Origin of the sequence: Pseudomonas sp. BO3-4 (assembly GCF_034044115.1) — a bacterium.
GTDB classification, from domain to species: Bacteria; Pseudomonadota; Gammaproteobacteria; order Pseudomonadales; family Pseudomonadaceae; genus Aquipseudomonas; species Aquipseudomonas alloputida.
Map to the genome: position 1 here is coordinate 4,826,981 of NZ_CP139018.1, position 14,161 is coordinate 4,841,141.

At 64.4% G+C, this 14,161-nt stretch carries 15 protein-coding genes and 1 riboswitch; of the genes, 4 read left to right on the forward strand and 11 right to left on the reverse strand.

All coding sequences use genetic code 11. The features are described 5' to 3' along the window. Position 1: 1 nt before the first annotated feature. The 11 genes from REH59_RS22155 to REH59_RS22205 form a co-directional block, all read right to left on the reverse strand. On the reverse strand, positions 2–1,456 hold the full coding sequence (locus tag REH59_RS22155) for a cobyric acid synthase (RefSeq protein WP_014860998.1): 1,455 nt from the start codon (positions 1,454–1,456) through the stop codon (positions 2–4). Further along, complete coding sequence (cobD, locus tag REH59_RS22160; RefSeq protein ID WP_014860999.1) at positions 1,453–2,445, reverse strand: threonine-phosphate decarboxylase CobD; 993 nt, start codon at positions 2,443–2,445, stop codon at positions 1,453–1,455. The genes REH59_RS22155 and cobD overlap by 4 nt, the downstream gene beginning before the upstream one ends. Then, the gene (gene cbiB / locus REH59_RS22165) at positions 2,438–3,346 is read right to left on the reverse strand and encodes an adenosylcobinamide-phosphate synthase CbiB (RefSeq protein ID WP_003252455.1); all 909 of its coding nucleotides are present in this window, start codon (positions 3,344–3,346) and stop codon (positions 2,438–2,440) included. Before cbiB ends, cobD begins: the two co-directional genes overlap by 8 nt. Continuing rightward, positions 3,343–3,993, reverse strand: a complete 651-nt coding sequence (bluB, locus tag REH59_RS22170) for a 5,6-dimethylbenzimidazole synthase (protein WP_003252453.1) — start codon at positions 3,991–3,993, stop codon at positions 3,343–3,345. Before bluB ends, cbiB begins: the two co-directional genes overlap by 4 nt. Further along, positions 3,990–5,285, reverse strand: a complete 1,296-nt coding sequence (locus REH59_RS22175; RefSeq protein WP_108078898.1) for a cobyrinate a,c-diamide synthase — start codon at positions 5,283–5,285, stop codon at positions 3,990–3,992. Before REH59_RS22175 ends, bluB begins: the two co-directional genes overlap by 4 nt. Further along, on the reverse strand, positions 5,282–5,893 hold the full coding sequence (gene cobO / locus REH59_RS22180; protein WP_003252448.1) for a cob(I)yrinic acid a,c-diamide adenosyltransferase: 612 nt from the start codon (positions 5,891–5,893) through the stop codon (positions 5,282–5,284). Before cobO ends, REH59_RS22175 begins: the two co-directional genes overlap by 4 nt. Positions 5,894–6,012: 119 nt before the next feature. Next, a riboswitch (cobalamin riboswitch) is annotated at positions 6,013–6,234 on the reverse strand. Positions 6,235–6,453: 219 nt separating this feature from the next. Next, the gene (locus tag REH59_RS22185; RefSeq protein ID WP_003252446.1) at positions 6,454–6,987 is read right to left on the reverse strand and encodes a C40 family peptidase; all 534 of its coding nucleotides are present in this window, start codon (positions 6,985–6,987) and stop codon (positions 6,454–6,456) included. Between the two features lie 139 nt (positions 6,988–7,126). Then, positions 7,127–7,765, reverse strand: coding sequence for a C40 family peptidase (locus REH59_RS22190; RefSeq protein WP_003252444.1), 639 nt, complete (start codon positions 7,763–7,765; stop codon positions 7,127–7,129). Between the two features lie 127 nt (positions 7,766–7,892). Beyond that, on the reverse strand, positions 7,893–8,600 hold the full coding sequence (hda, locus tag REH59_RS22195; protein ID WP_003252443.1) for a DnaA regulatory inactivator Hda: 708 nt from the start codon (positions 8,598–8,600) through the stop codon (positions 7,893–7,895). A gap of 239 nt (positions 8,601–8,839) precedes the next feature. Further along, positions 8,840–9,913 (reverse strand): AI-2E family transporter, encoded by a 1,074-nt coding sequence (locus REH59_RS22200; RefSeq protein ID WP_128573756.1) that lies wholly within the window; start codon positions 9,911–9,913, stop codon positions 8,840–8,842. Positions 9,914–9,925: 12 nt separating this feature from the next. After that, a complete protein-coding gene (locus REH59_RS22205; RefSeq protein ID WP_014861002.1) occupies positions 9,926–10,993 on the reverse strand; it encodes a DUF2066 domain-containing protein in 1,068 nt (355 codons plus the stop codon). Between the two features lie 320 nt (positions 10,994–11,313). Here REH59_RS22205 and purM point away from each other — a divergent pair, with 320 nt between their 5' ends. From purM to REH59_RS22225, 4 genes are all read left to right on the forward strand, one after another. Further along, positions 11,314–12,372, forward strand: a complete 1,059-nt coding sequence (gene purM / locus REH59_RS22210; RefSeq protein WP_003252437.1) for a phosphoribosylformylglycinamidine cyclo-ligase — start codon at positions 11,314–11,316, stop codon at positions 12,370–12,372. Then, positions 12,372–13,025 carry a phosphoribosylglycinamide formyltransferase gene (purN, locus tag REH59_RS22215; protein WP_003252434.1) on the forward strand — a complete coding sequence of 218 codons (654 nt, stop codon included), beginning with the start codon at positions 12,372–12,374 and terminating at the stop codon, positions 13,023–13,025. Before purM ends, purN begins: the two co-directional genes overlap by 1 nt. 8 nt (positions 13,026–13,033) lie before the next feature. Further along, complete coding sequence (locus REH59_RS22220) at positions 13,034–13,744, forward strand: DUF3108 domain-containing protein (RefSeq protein ID WP_014861003.1); 711 nt, start codon at positions 13,034–13,036, stop codon at positions 13,742–13,744. 200 nt (positions 13,745–13,944) lie between these two features. Continuing rightward, complete coding sequence (locus REH59_RS22225; protein ID WP_012053456.1) at positions 13,945–14,127, forward strand: hypothetical protein; 183 nt, start codon at positions 13,945–13,947, stop codon at positions 14,125–14,127. The last annotated feature ends 34 nt before the right edge of the window (positions 14,128–14,161 follow it).

The window sequence follows — 14,161 nt, forward strand, 5'->3', positions numbered from 1 at the left end:
GTCAGGCTACCCCACACAGCTGGCGCAACTGCGCGGTGTCCAGGTGCTTCTCCACCAGATCGGCCAGGCGCTCGATGTCGTGTTCGCGCAACGCTTCGTAGTCGATAGCCTGCACATCCTCCAGCCCGGCCCAGCGCAATAGCGCGGCACACGACTGGCTGCCTTCGAACAGGCCATGCAGGTAGGTGGCGAGGATCTGGCCATCGGCACTGACAGCGCCATCATGGCGGCCATCAGCCAGTTGGACCGCGGGTTGCGCCAGCGCAGGCCCCGTCGTAACGCCAGCATGAATTTCATAACCGGTTACCGTTGCCGCTTCAAGGCTCAGCGTGCCGGCCACATTGCGCAGTTGCTTCTCGGCTTCGAGCACCGTGGCATAGTCGAGCAGGCCGAGCCCCTGGCTAGAGCCTGCGGCCCCCTCCAGCCCCAGCGGGTCATGCACTTCCCGCCCCAGCATCTGCAGGCCACCGCAGATACCGATCAGCTTGCCGCCATAGCGCAGGTGCCGCTCGATGGCCTTGTCCCAACCGCGCTCGCGCAGTTGTGCCAAGTCGCCCCGCACGCTCTTGGAGCCCGGCAAGATGATGAGGTCGGCAGCCGGAATCGGCTGGCCAGGGCCGATGAACTGCAAGTCCACCTGCGGGTGCAGGCGCAGCGGGTCGAAATCGGTGTGGTTACTGATACGCGGCAGCACTGGCACGATCACCTTGAGCACACGCGCGTGCTTGACGCCTTGACGCACATCGATACCGTCTTCGGCTTCCAGGTGCAGGTCGGTAACGTAAGGCAGTACGCCCAGTACCGGTTTGCCGGTGCGTTGTTCCAGCCAGTCCAGCCCTGGCTGCAGCAGGGCGATATCGCCACGGAAGCGGTTGATGACAAAACCTTTGACCCGCGCCTGTTCAGTGGTCGACAGCAGTTCCAGCGTGCCCACCAGATGGGCGAACACACCACCGCGGTTGATGTCGGCCACCAAGATCACCGGGCAGTCCACCGCTTCGGCAAAGCCCATGTTGGCGATATCGCCGGCACGCAGGTTGATCTCTGCCGGCGACCCCGCACCCTCGACCATGACCACCGGGTACGCGGCACTCAGGCGTTGGTGAGACGCCAGCACCGCTTGCATGGCCGTGGTTTTATAGTCGTGGTAGGCCACTGCATTCATGCTGGTGACCGCGCGACCGTGGATGATGACCTGGGCGCCGGTGTCGCTGTTGGGCTTGAGCAGCACCGGGTTCATGTCGGTGTGCGGTTGTAGCCGGCAGGCCTGGGCCTGCACCGCCTGGGCACGGCCGATTTCCCCGCCATCAGCCGTCACCGCGCTGTTCAGCGCCATGTTCTGTGGCTTGAAGGGCACCACAGCGACGCCCTGGCGCAACAGCCAGCGGCACAATGCGGTCACCAGTGTGCTCTTGCCTGCGTCGGAGGTGGTGCCTTGCACCATGAGGGTCGTCATGCCGTTTCCTTCTGATAAGCCGCCAGGGCCTGGGCCAGGCGCTGTTCGTCCGCCGTGCAGGCAGGCAGCCCCAGGCGCACGGCTGCTGGCTGTTCGAACAGCCGTACCAGGATGCCGCGCCGGGCGAGAAATTCATGCAGGCGTGCAGCGTGCTCGCTACGCACGTACTGGAACAAGTCGCAGCCACCACTAGGCGCCAGGCCGGCACTGCGCAACACGTGCGCAAGCCGCTGGCCGGCAGCAGCACAGCGTTCGGCCTGCGCGCGCTGGGCAGTTTGATCGGTCAGGCTGGCCTGGGCCAGCACCCGGGTCGGGCCGTTGACGGTCCAGGGGCCGAGCAGCTCGGCCAGGCGCAGCAGCAAGCTGTGTTCGGCGGCAACGAAGCCCAGGCGCACGCCAGCCAAGCCGAAGAACTTGCCAAACGAGCGCAGCACGATCAGCCCCGGGCGTTCGGCGCAGTCCACCACGCTGTCCGCCGGGGTGTTGTCCATGAATGCTTCGTCGACCAGCAGCCAGCCACCGCGGGCCGCCAGGCGAGCATGCCAAGCCAGCAGGCGTTCGCGCGACACCCGTTGGCCGGTCGGATTGTTGGGGTTCACCAGCACCAGCACATCGAGGCCGTCGAGCGCAGCCTCAACTTGCGCCTCATCCAGCGCCAGCAGTTGGTGCCCCGCCCGTTGCCAGGCATAAGGGTGTTCGGCATAGCACGGCGTCAGCACGCCAACCCGGGCCGTTGTACGCAGCAGCGGCAAGGCCTGGATAGCGGCCTGGGAGCCGGCTACCGGCAGCAACTGGCGGGCGCCGTAATACGCGCGCGCGGCGTCCTCCAGGCCGTCCTCGGTTTCTGGCAGGCGGGCCCAGGCGTCGACGGGAATCGGCGGTACAGGAAATGGCCAGGGCGCAATGCCGCTGGACAGGTCGAGCCACTGCTCACGGGGGATACCGTATTGCTGCACCGCGCGTAACAGGCGGCCACCATGTTCAAGCATTGATATAGGCCCCCAGGCAAATCATCAGCAGCCACAGCCACACGCCGCGCTGCACCAGCTGCCAGCCGCGCTCGATGGCATCGGCATCGGCCACTGGCCCCTCGCCCAGACGCGGCCGCTCATGCAGTTCGCCGTGGTACACCGCCGGGCCACCAAGCTCGACGCCCAGCGCGCCGGCGCCGGCAGCCATCACCGGCCCGGCGTTGGGGCTGTCCCACAGCGGGCCCTGTTTGCGCCAGCAGGCCAGGGCCAGACGGGTCTTGCCCAACAGCGCATAAGTCAGGGCTACCAGCCTTGCAGGTATGTAGTTGAGCACATCGTCGATGCGCGCCGCGCACCAGCCAAAGCGCTCGAAACGTTCGTTACGGTAGCCCCACATGGCATCCAGCGTGTTGCTCAGGCGGTACAGCACCACCCCGGGCGCACCGGCCACCACAAACCAGAACAACGCGGCGAACACTGCATCGCTGCCGTTCTCCAGCACCGACTCGGTCGCCGCTCGGGCCACTGCTGGCTCGTCCAGTTCGCGCGTTTCGCGGCTGACCAGGTAGCCAACGCGGTGCCGCGCCTCCGCCAGGTCGCCCTGGCGCAAGGCGTTGGCCACCGGCAGCACATGCTCGCCCAGGCTGCGCAGCCCCACGGCGCAGTAAAGCGCCAGCACGTCAACCAGCCAGCCAATATACGGCAGCCACGAAAGGACCAGCGCCACCAGGGTCAGCGGCACCACCGCCAGAAACCACGCGCTCACGCCGTGGCTGCGCCAGCCGCGCCCGCCCGCATTCAGGCGGCGCTCCAGGGTGCCGGCCATGTTGCCGAACGCCACCAAGGGGTGGCGCCGCTGTGGTTCGCCCAGCAAAGCGTCCAGGGCCACCCCGGCCACGGTCAGCAAGGCCACGCTCATTGACGCTCTCCCCATTGGTTTTCGTAAAGCATTTCACTCAGGGGCCGCTCTTCGGCCCAGCTTTCCTGCACCAACATCGGCACCGGATAGAACGCGGCGACCGGCCCAAGGCACAGTACCGCCACCGGCTTGGCCCCGGCGGGCATGCCCAGCAGCGCGGCCAACGCCTGCGGGTCGAACAGCGATACCCAGCCCATGCCCAGCCCTTCGCCACGCGCGGCCAGCCACAGGTTCTGGATGGCACAGGCCAGCGAGGCCAGGTCCATCTCCGGCAGGGTGCGGCGGCCGAAGATGTGTGGCTCGCGGTTGTCCATCAACGCCGCCACCAGCAGCTCGGCACAATCGTTTATGCCCTCCACCTTCAATTTCATGAAGGCATCGGATCGCTCGCCCAACGCCTCGGCCGTGCGTACCCGCTCCGCCTCCACCAGGGCCTGGATGCGCCCGCGCAGGTCACGCTGGGTGATGCGGATAAAGCGCCACGGCTGCATAAGCCCGACACTGGGCGCCTGATGCGCGGCGGCCAGCAAGCGGCCAAGCAGTTCGGGCGCCACCTGGCCACCCGCAAAATGGCGCATGTCGCGGCGCTCGCCGATGGCCCGGTAAATGGCGGCGCGCTCGGCGTCGCTATAGGCGTGATCATTCATGGTCGCAACAGCGCCGCCGCCGCATCCGGGCAGGAAGGGAAATAGAAGTGCACGTAAGAGGCCGTGAGCCGGCCCAGACGATAAACCGCCTCGTTGCCACGCCCGCCGTTGGGGCTCAGACCTCGGGCAATCGGTTCCAGCGCAGTGCTGGTCAGCGAATGGTGATAGGTGTGACCGCGCAAGGTCCCCTCCGGCAGCTCCACCGCCTGCAGCGCCAGGGCGGCCAGGCGCTTCTGCATGGTCGCCTCACCCGGCAGCAGGCCGAGCAGTTCGGCACGTTCACCGGCCACGTCAGTCAGGGCATCGAGCAGGTAAAGCATGCCGCCGCACTCGGCCAGCAATGGCTTGCCCTGCGCGTGGTGGGCGCGGATCGCCTCGCACATCGGTGCGTTGGCGGCCAGCGCATGGTGATGCAGCTCAGGATAACCACCCGGCAGATACAGGCTGTCTACCGCCGGCAGTTCGTGGTCGTGCAGCGGCGAGAAGAACACCAGCTGGGCACCCAGGTTGCGCAACAAGTCGAGGTTAGCGCCATACGTGAAGGCGAACGCCTCGTCCCGCGCAACGCCAATGCGCACACCGGCCAGCGTAGCAACACAGGCTTGCGGTTCAGGCTCGGCAAAGCTCACAGGCGGTGGCAACGCCGCATCGCAACTGGCGCCCAGCGCTTCGGCGGCAGCGTCCAGGCGGGTGTCCAGGTCATTCAGCTCGCTGGCCTGCACCAGGCCCAGGTGGCGGCTGGGCAGCTCGATGCCGCGTTCGCGGGACAAGCCGCCATACCAGCGCAAGCCCTCGGTCAGGCTGCCTTCGAGCAGTTGCGCATGACGCAGGCTGCCTACCCGATTGGCCAGCACGCCGGCGAACGGCAGATCGGCCTGGTACCGCGCCAGGCCCAGGGCCAGGGCACCGAAGGTCTGGGCCATGGCTGTGCCGTCGATCACCGCCAGCACCGGCACGCCAAAGTGGCGCGCCAGGTCAGCGCTTGACGGGGTGCCGTCGAACAGCCCCATCACCCCTTCGATGAGGATCAGGTCAGCCTCGCCAGCAGCTTCCCACAGCAGCCGACGGCTTTCCTCGGCACCGATCATCCACAGGTCCAGCTGATACACCGGCGCGCCACTGGCCCGTTCGAGAATCATCGGGTCAAGAAAGTCGGGCCCGCATTTGAACACCCGCACCTTGCGCCCGAGGTTGCGGTGCAGGCGGGCCAACGCAGCAGTGACGGTAGTCTTGCCCTGGCCTGAGGCGGGTGCCGCGATCAACACGGCGGGGCAGTGGCGCGATCGACTCACAGTTCGACGCCCTTCTGTGCGCGGATACCGGCCTGGAAGGCGTGCTTGAGCATGCCCATTTCGGTCACGGTGTCGGCCAGTTCGATCATCTCAGGCTTCGCAGCGCGGCCAGTGACAATCACATGCTGCATGGGCGGGCGGGCCTGAATGTCGGACAGTACCTGGTCCAGGTCGAGGTAGCCATGTTTGAGGGCGATGTTGAGCTCGTCCAGCACCACGAACTGTACACCTGGGTCCTGCAGCAACTGGCGCGACACCGCCCAGGCGGCTTGCGCAGCGGCGATGTCACGCTGGCGGTCCTGGGTTTCCCAGGTAAAGCCCTCGCCCATCACGTGGTAGCGCACCTGTTCAGGGAAGCGGCGGAAGAACAGCTCCTCGCCGGTGCTGTTGCGGCCCTTGATGAACTGCACCACACCGCATTGCATGCCGTGGCCCAAGGCGCGCGCGAGCATGCCGAAGGCCGAACTGCTCTTGCCCTTGCCATTGCCGGTCAGCACCAGCAGCAGGCCGCATTCGTTAGGGGAATTGGCGATGCGTTCGTCGATGACCGCCTTCTTGCGCTGCATGCGCGCCAGGTGGCGTTCGTCGCGTTCGGTGGAATCGCTCATCAGGGTTCTCCGCTGGCTGGCACCACGGCAATGCGCGGCGACAGGTAATAGGCAGGCAAACGGAGAACGCGCAGAGGCCATGGCTGGGCGCCACGGTGCACCGCGCATCACCCTCCGTGATGCCGTTGGCAGTATCAGGCCGGTCTCCGGGCTTGTGAGTGGGCCTTGGCCCTGGCCTGCGCGCCTTCCCGGATGCTGGCATCCAGTGGCCCTGCGCGGCCTTTTACTCATCCACCGTTGCGGGGGCAGCGCCGGAATCGCGCCATGCTGGCGCCCACCGGCTTCCCAGTTTCACCCTGCCCAGTCGGGGCTGGCAGGGCACCTGAAACACGCCGCGAAGGTTAGAGGGTTGCACCGGGAGCGTCAATCGAAGCGGGTGATGCCGCCAAAGTATGCGCGACTTCAATGAGGCCGGCGCGAGGCCAACTGAAGCCGGCCAAGGCGGGATACCGGTGGCCGACGATGGCGGCAATGTGATTTTGGCGGGTGGGCGTAGCCCCCTGAATCTCGGCAGCCTGTAGCGGCCCCAAGCTCAACGGGACCGCTTACAGGCATGGATATCAAGGGTTCTGTGCCAGATGCCCTTGCGGTATCACCCGTTTGGCCTGCAGGTAGGCCTTGGCCCAGTAGCTGTTCGACAGGTAGTCCAGGCGCACGGTGCCACCGGTGGAAGGTGCATGCACGAAGCGCCCGTCCCCGACATAGATGCCGGCATGGCTGACCTGCGAGCCGCCACTGGTGGCGAAGAACACCAGGTCACCAGACTGCAGCGAGCTGACATCCACCGTCGGTGCGCGCATGACAATCATCTCTCGCGTCGAGCGCGGCAGGCTGATGCCAGCAGCATCACGGTACACATACTTGATCAGGCCGCTGCAGTCGAAGCCGGAGTCCGGCGTATTGCCCCCCCAACGATAGGGCGTGCCAACCAGACCAATGGCGCGGATCAGTACGTCATCGGCAATCGGTGAAGGACTGGGCTGGCTATAGGTCACCTGCGGCTGTACCACAGGGGCCGGCGCAGGCGCACGGCTGGAGCATGCAGCCAGCAAGGCTGCCAAGGAGAAAAATGCGAAGCGCGCCATCTTTACCATGGCCAGAACATCCTGTCTGAGACCGCTGCGCTGCAGCCGAAAAGAGTTGAGAATTTAGATTAGACGCTTTCTGTAAATGCGCACGGCGGCGAGCTTTTTTTAAAGCATCACCGCCGCGGCAGGGTACATCATTTTGATATCAGTTGCGCGCGATGTTGGTCGGCGCCATGGCCAAGGCTCGCTTGGCTTCAATGAAGGTCTTGCTCCAGTAACGATCACCGAGGCTGTCGATGCGCACACCACCACTGCGGCGACTGCTGGAGTGGATGAACTGGTTGTCACCCAGGTAGATCCCGGCATGGCTTACCCGGCCACGGCCATTGGTGCTGAAGAACAGCAGGTCACCTGGCTTGAGCTTGTTGCGGGCCACTTTCGGGGCATCGACGTTGATCATTTCACGCGTGGAGCGCGGCAGCGTCATGCCCGCCTCTTCGCGGAACAGGTAACCGATGAAGCCACTGCAGTCGAAGCCGGACTTTTCCGAGGTACCACCGAAGCGGTAGCGGGTGCCGATCAACGACATGCCGCGCTCGAGAATGCTGTCAGCCAGAACCGGCAATTGGTAAGGCTTGCTGCCGGAGAAAGACGCCAGGTCATCTTCGGTGGCCAGCTCTTCCGGCTCGCCGAACACCGACGAAGAAGAGGCTTTGGCGTTGATTGCCGATTGTGCAGTGATCGGCGTGTGATCCTGGGGCTGGGATACCGGGCCTTGGGCCGCGCAGCCAAAAAGCAGGGTCACGAGTGCGAGTGGCACGAGGGGTGCGAAGCGCTTCAGCATGGGCACGACCGTGTCTGTAATCCTTTAGAAGGGTGAAACTATGCCCTCTATCATGGCCATTTGCAAATTTTATCGAAAAAGATGTGACTTTTTTGTTTTACCGCTCTGGCCCAAGGTTTTCAGGGGGTTACCAGCCGAGGGTTTCCTTGAGAAACGGAATGGTGAGCTTGCGTTGTGCCTGCAGCGACGCCTGATCGAGGCGCTCGAGCAAGTCGAACAACGCGCTCATGCTCCGCGCGCCGCGGGTGAGGATGAAATGGCCGACTTCGTCGGTCAGGTGCAGGCCACGGCGCGAAGCTCGCAGCTGCAAGGCGCGCAGCTTGTCTTCGTCGGACAGGCCGCGCATCTGGAACACCAGGGCCAGGGTCAACCGCGACTTCAGGTCCGGCAGCTTGATCGGCAGCTCACGCGGTGATGCCGAGGCAGCCAGCAGCAAGCGTCGGCCGCTGTCGCGCAGGCGGTTGAACAGGTGGAACATGGCCTCTTCCCAATCAGCCTTGCCGGCGATCACGTGCAGATCGTCGATGCACACCAGTTCGTACTGGGCCAGGTAGTCGAGCAGTTCGACGCCACGATCGAGCAATTGCGCCAGCGGCAGGTAGACAGCAGGCTCGCCACGTTGCTGGAAGCGATGGGTGGCGGCCTGCAGCAGGTGGGAACGGCCAACACCCTGCTTGCCCCACAGGTAGATAAGGCTCTCGGTCCAGCCGGCGTCGGCTTCGCATAGCCGCTCGACGTAACCCAATGCCGCAGCATTGGCGCCCGGATAGTAGTTGATGAAGGTGGCGTCATCGCGCAGGCGCACACCCAGGGGCAACTGGATCGGTGGTTTCATGCTCGCGGGCGGTCGACGGGACCGCTGGGGGCCTTTGGTGAACAATCTGCAAAGTCTATACCCGCAACGCGGGGCGCACAATCTCGACTGCAGATAGGGCAAGCAAAATCAACAAGTTGCGCTGCACAAGCGAACGACGGATGCAGGACAAACCGTGCTCAGCGCCCGCGAGATCGGGCGCCGCGAGGCGGCGCTCAATTTCGCGGGCGCGAAACAGCTCAAGACGAAACACGGGGTGTTCAAAGCTCCGGGTCGATGTTCCCGGCGTACATATCCGATTCCTTGTACAGGGCATGCACATGCCGCAGCAGCACCATGATCACCGCCGCCACCGGCAGCGCCAGCAGCACACCGGTGAAGCCGAACAGTTCACCCCCGGCGAGGATGGCAAAGATCACCGCAACCGGGTGCAGGCCGATGCGATCGCCCACCAGCAGAGGGGTCAGCACCATACCCTCCAGTGCCTGCCCGACCATGAACACCGCAGCGATGCCCAGCATCGGATACAGGTCGCCACCGAACTGGAACAGGCCGGCCACCAGCGCGGCACCAATGCCAATGATGAAGCCCATGTAAGGCACGATGGCCGCAAGGCCTGCAAGCATGCCGATCAGCAGACCGAGTTCGAGCCCCACCAGCATCAGGCCGGCTGAATAGATGACGCCCAGGGCCAGCATCACCATCAATTGCCCGCGCACGAATGCCCCCAGCACTTCATGGCATTCACCTGCCAGGCCCATCACTTGTGGCTCGCGCTGGCGCGGCAGCAGGCCGCGCAGCTTGCCCATCATCAAGTCCCAATCGCGCAGCAGATAGAAGCCCACTACCGGAATCAGCACCATGTTGGCCAACCAGCCCACCAACGCCAGGCTTGAGGCGGTGGCCTGGGACAGCAGCATGCCGACGATATCGGTGGTCTGCCCCATGTGCGCGCCGATGGCGGCCTTGATCTTGTCGAACTTCCAGAAACCATCGGCCAGGCCAAGGCGGCCCTGTACCCACGGCAGCGCGACATGCTCAAGCCAGTCGAGCATCTGCGGCGCCAACTCGTACAGGCGCACCAACTGCTTGGCCAGCATCGGCACAAGCACCAGCAACAACGCCAACAGCAACAGGGTGAACAGGCCGAACACCACCACCACACCCCAGGTACGCGAAAGCCCCAGGCGCTCGAGACGATCGACCAGCGGGTCGGCCAGGTAGGCCAGCATGATGCCGACCAGGAACGGCGTAAGAATATTGTGCAGGCTATAAAGCAGCACAGCGATCAGCAGTGCAGCGCCCAGCCAGATCCAGCGACGCATGTCAGTCACGGTAAGCGCCCCTTACCAGCGAAAACGCAAGCCGTCGAACGGCTTGGGTGCTGGCTGCGCAGGCGCGGGCTGCCCGGCTGCGGCGTCCACTGCCGGTGCTGGCATGGCCGGCACCGCCGGTGCCTGCTCGACCGGCACTTCCTGCAGCTTGGCCAGGCCAAGCTGGGCACGCAGCTGTTCACGATTGCCCGTAACCCCGTAGGTCAGGGTAGTGCCTTCAGCCGCCTGCAAGCGTGGGCCATAGGGCTCCAGCACGCGGGCCAGTTCGGCATAGCGCTGCAGGTTCATGCCCTGCACTTGCACCTGCAACTGGCTGCTGGCACCCGGCCGGGTAACGTAGCGCGGCGCCAGGCGGCTGCTTACCGCCATCATCACCGCGTCAGCCAAGGCGGCCTGGTCGGCGCCCTCGGCAGTGCCCTGCTCACGCTGGTCGCCCAGCCACAGCTGCCACTTGCCCTGCCACTTGCCGTCGGCTTCCTGGGCATGTACCGCCAGCAAAGCATCGGCGCCGTAGCGCTCGGAAGCTTCGCGCAGCGGTGCCGGATCGTTGCCTTCGACCTGCTTGGCATTGGCGACCAGCTGCTCCTGCAAGTCGGCCAGCGGCAAGCGCAACGGCAGACCACGGTGCTGGGCGGCGCGGCGCAGGGGTTGGGCACTGGCCTGGCCATCACCGACCAGGTTGCTGCCCTCAACGGTGTCGTTCAACCACCACCCCAGTATCGAGGGCCGGTTACTGCCCCACAAAGCCAGGCCAGCCTTGCGCAAAGCCCGCTCGGTGCTACCGGGGTCGAACTCGACCACGACCGACTCAGGCGGGCCGGCTTCGCTGCCCACCTGGTTGATGATCTGCTGTGGGTCCTTGCGCAGCTCGGCCAATGCAGGGCTCTGCACGGCCTTCGGGTCACCGGTCAGACGCTGCACCAACGTGTCCAGGGCTTTGACTGTGGCCGCGGTACGGGCTTCGGCGCCCGGCCCGGTGACCGGCTCGCGCACCTGATAAAGGCCGGAGACATTTTCAGCCAGGGCCGTGGCCGAGATCAGGGCCAGGCAACCGGCTGCCAGAATATTGAACAAACGCATGGAGGATTCCTGTCCAGTCGAGCTTCAAGCCGTAAGCTTCAAGCTGCAAGAAAAAGCAGGCCGAGCGCCAGGCTGCATTGTCGTGCAGCCGCAAGCTCGTTGCTTGCAGCTTATACACATGCAACCGCATCAACCACCCTCCCGCTTTTTTCAACAATTACCGCCCTGCCCGTCGGCCTGAGGATGGCCGCTGCCCGGCAACCCTGATAAAATCGCGCGCCTTCACAGACCACTGACGTTTCAGACCGCCGCCGCTTATCAGCCGGCCTTGGCCGTCATGGTCGTTTTTAAGAATCCCTCCCTCCTAAAGGCCTGGATCAATGAGCAAGCAACCCTCCCTGAGCTACAAGGACGCCGGTGTAGACATCGACGCCGGCGAAGCACTGGTCGAACGCATCAAGGGCGTGGCAAAACGCACCGCACGCCCTGAAGTCATGGGTGGCCTGGGCGGCTTCGGCGCCCTCTGCGAGATCCCGGCCGGCTACAAGCAGCCGGTGCTGGTCTCCGGCACCGACGGCGTCGGCACCAAGCTGCGCCTGGCGCTGAACCTGAACAAGCACGACAGCATCGGCCAGGACCTGGTCGCCATGTGCGTCAACGACCTGGTCGTCTGCGGCGCCGAGCCGCTGTTCTTCCTCGACTACTACGCCACTGGCAAGCTGAACGTTGACGTAGCCGCCACCGTGGTCACCGGCATCGGCGCCGGTTGCGAACTGGCCGGCTGCTCGCTGGTCGGTGGTGAAACCGCCGAAATGCCTGGCATGTACGAAGGCGAAGACTACGACCTGGCCGGTTTCTGCGTAGGCGTGGTGGAAAAGGCCGAAATCATCGACGGCTCCAAGGTTGCCACCGGTGATGCGCTGATCGCCCTGCCGTCCTCGGGCCCGCACTCCAACGGCTACTCGCTGATCCGCAAGATCCTCGAAGTGTCGGCTACCGATATCGAGAACACCCAGCTGGACGGCAAGCCGCTGACCGACCTGCTGATGGCGCCGACCCGCATCTACGTCAAACCGCTGCTGCAGCTGATCAAAAACACCGGCGCCGTCAAGGCCATGGCCCACATCACCGGCGGCGGCCTGCTGGACAACATCCCGCGCGTACTGCCGAAAAACGCCCAGGCCGTGGTTGACGTGGCCAGCTGGCAGCGCCCGGCGGTGTTCGACTTCCTGCAGGAAAAGGGCAACGTCGACGAGCACGAAATGCACCGCGTACTGAACTGCGGCGTGGGCATGGTCATCTGCGTGGCCCAGGACCAGGTCGAAGCCGCTCTGAACGAACTGCGCGCCGCCGGTGAGCAACCGTGGGTAATCGGCCACATCGCCGAAGCCGCCGAAGGCGCTGCCCAGGTCGAGCTGCAGAACCTCAAGGCACACTGATGCCGAGCAAGACCTGCAATGTAGTGGTACTGCTGTCGGGCTCCGGCAGCAACCTGCAAGCCCTGATCGACAGCTGCCAAGGGCAGGACAGCCCGGTGCGTATCCGCGCGGTGGTTTCCAACCGCGCCGATGCCTACGGCCTGCAACGCGCCGCAGCGGCCGGTATCGACAGCGTCGTGCTCGACCACACCCAGTTCGACGGCCGTGAAGCCTTCGATGCCGCGCTGATGGCGCGCATCGACGGCTTTGCCCCGGACCTGGTGGTGCTGGCCGGTTTCATGCGCATCCTCAGTGGCGACTTCGTGCGCCACTATCAGGGCCGCCTGCTCAACATCCACCCGTCGCTGCTGCCCAAGTACAAGGGCCTGCATACGCATCGCCGGGCATTGGAAGCTGGCGACGCCGAGCATGGCTGCAGCGTACACTTCGTGACTGAGGAACTCGATGGCGGCCCACTGGTCGTACAGGCTGTGGTACCGGTGGCGTCTGATGACACCGTCGAAAGCCTGGCACAGCGGGTACACCATCAGGAACACCTGATCTACCCACTGGCGGTGCGCTGGTTCGCTGAAGGGCGCTTGCGTCTCGGCGAACACGGTGCATTACTGGACGGCCAGCCACTGGCAGCCAGCGGTCACTTGATTCGATCCTAGGAGAATTTATGCGTCGCGCCCTGCTCTTGGCTCTCGCCGTGCTCGCCCTGCCCCTCCAGGCAGCTGAACTGAAGCCCTTCTCGGCCAGCTACACCGCCGACTGGAAGCAACTGCCCATGAGCGGCACCGCCGAGCGCAGCCTGGTCAAAAATGCCAACGGTACCTGGGACCTTAACTTCAAGGCTTCCATGATGATCGCCAGCTTGACCGAGCAAAGCACCCTGCGCCTGGACAACGACACCCTGCTGCCACAGAAGTACCACTTCGAGCGTGGCGGCCTGGGCAAGGCCAAGAAGGTCGACCTGAACTTCGACTGGAGCACCAAGAAGATCACCGGCAGCGACCGTGGCGATGCCGTCAGCCTGCCACTGAACCGCGGCGTACTGGACAAGTCCTCCTACCAGTTGGCCCTGCAGCACGACGTGGCCGCAGGCAAGAAGAGCATGACCTACCAGGTGGTCGACGGCGACGAGATCGACACCTACGACTTCCGCGTGCTGGGCACCGAAAAGGTCACCACCAAGACCGGCCAGGTCGATGCCGTGAAGGTCGAGCGCGTGCGCGATCCAAGCCAGAGCAAGCGCATCACCGAGCTGTGGTTCGCCAAGAACTGGGACTACCTGCTGGTGCAACTGCGCCAGGTGGAGACCGATGGTAAGGAGTACGTGATCGTGCTGCAGGATGGCACGGTCGATGGCAAGCCGGTGAAGGGCAACTGATCGCGTCCTGCCTGCAACACCTGAAGCCCCGCCCTGTGCGGGGCTTTTCTTTGCTGCGAAAAAGCCCACCCAGGCAGCATCCCTTTGAGCTTCATGAAACTTGTTTCATGCCTGTTTTACTTACTTAGTCTGCTAACAAACTCTATAAAGAAGACGTGCGACACACTGTCGCAGCCATCTTGAAGAAGTGGAGTTTACCGATGACTGTCCAAGTAACCGAACGCGACGAATCGAGAATGTCCCACGAAGGCCTGGCCGCTGGCGTGCGGATCTGGGATGTGTACCAACAAGGTCAACTGGTGGGCATGTTCCATAACGAACACGAAGCACATCAATACCGCGTAGAGCTTGAAGACCTGGAAAACCAGCGCACCACGCAATGACCCTGGCCATTGCGGCGAACCCCTGACTCACCAG

Excerpts from the sequence above, each read along its gene's own strand:
- REH59_RS22155 (WP_014860998.1), bottom strand. The coding sequence starts at position 1,456 with ATGACGACCCTCATGGTGCAAGGCACCACCTCCGACGCAGGCAAGAGC.
- REH59_RS22225 (WP_012053456.1), top strand. The coding sequence starts at position 13,945 with ATGACTGTCCAAGTAACCGAACGCGACGAATCGAGAATGTCCCACGAA.
- cobD (WP_014860999.1), bottom strand. The coding sequence starts at position 2,445 with ATGCTTGAACATGGTGGCCGCCTGTTACGCGCGGTGCAGCAATACGGT.
- REH59_RS22190 (WP_003252444.1), bottom strand. The coding sequence starts at position 7,765 with ATGCTGAAGCGCTTCGCACCCCTCGTGCCACTCGCACTCGTGACCCTG.
- cbiB (WP_003252455.1), bottom strand. The coding sequence starts at position 3,346 with ATGAGCGTGGCCTTGCTGACCGTGGCCGGGGTGGCCCTGGACGCTTTG.
- purM (WP_003252437.1), top strand. The coding sequence starts at position 11,314 with ATGAGCAAGCAACCCTCCCTGAGCTACAAGGACGCCGGTGTAGACATC.
- hda (WP_003252443.1), bottom strand. The coding sequence starts at position 8,600 with ATGAAACCACCGATCCAGTTGCCCCTGGGTGTGCGCCTGCGCGATGAC.
- REH59_RS22185 (WP_003252446.1), bottom strand. The coding sequence starts at position 6,987 with ATGGTAAAGATGGCGCGCTTCGCATTTTTCTCCTTGGCAGCCTTGCTG.
- REH59_RS22205 (WP_014861002.1), bottom strand. The coding sequence starts at position 10,993 with ATGCGTTTGTTCAATATTCTGGCAGCCGGTTGCCTGGCCCTGATCTCG.
- bluB (WP_003252453.1), bottom strand. The coding sequence starts at position 3,993 with ATGAATGATCACGCCTATAGCGACGCCGAGCGCGCCGCCATTTACCGG.
- purN (WP_003252434.1), top strand. The coding sequence starts at position 12,372 with ATGCCGAGCAAGACCTGCAATGTAGTGGTACTGCTGTCGGGCTCCGGC.
- REH59_RS22220 (WP_014861003.1), top strand. The coding sequence starts at position 13,034 with ATGCGTCGCGCCCTGCTCTTGGCTCTCGCCGTGCTCGCCCTGCCCCTC.
- cobO (WP_003252448.1), bottom strand. The coding sequence starts at position 5,893 with ATGAGCGATTCCACCGAACGCGACGAACGCCACCTGGCGCGCATGCAG.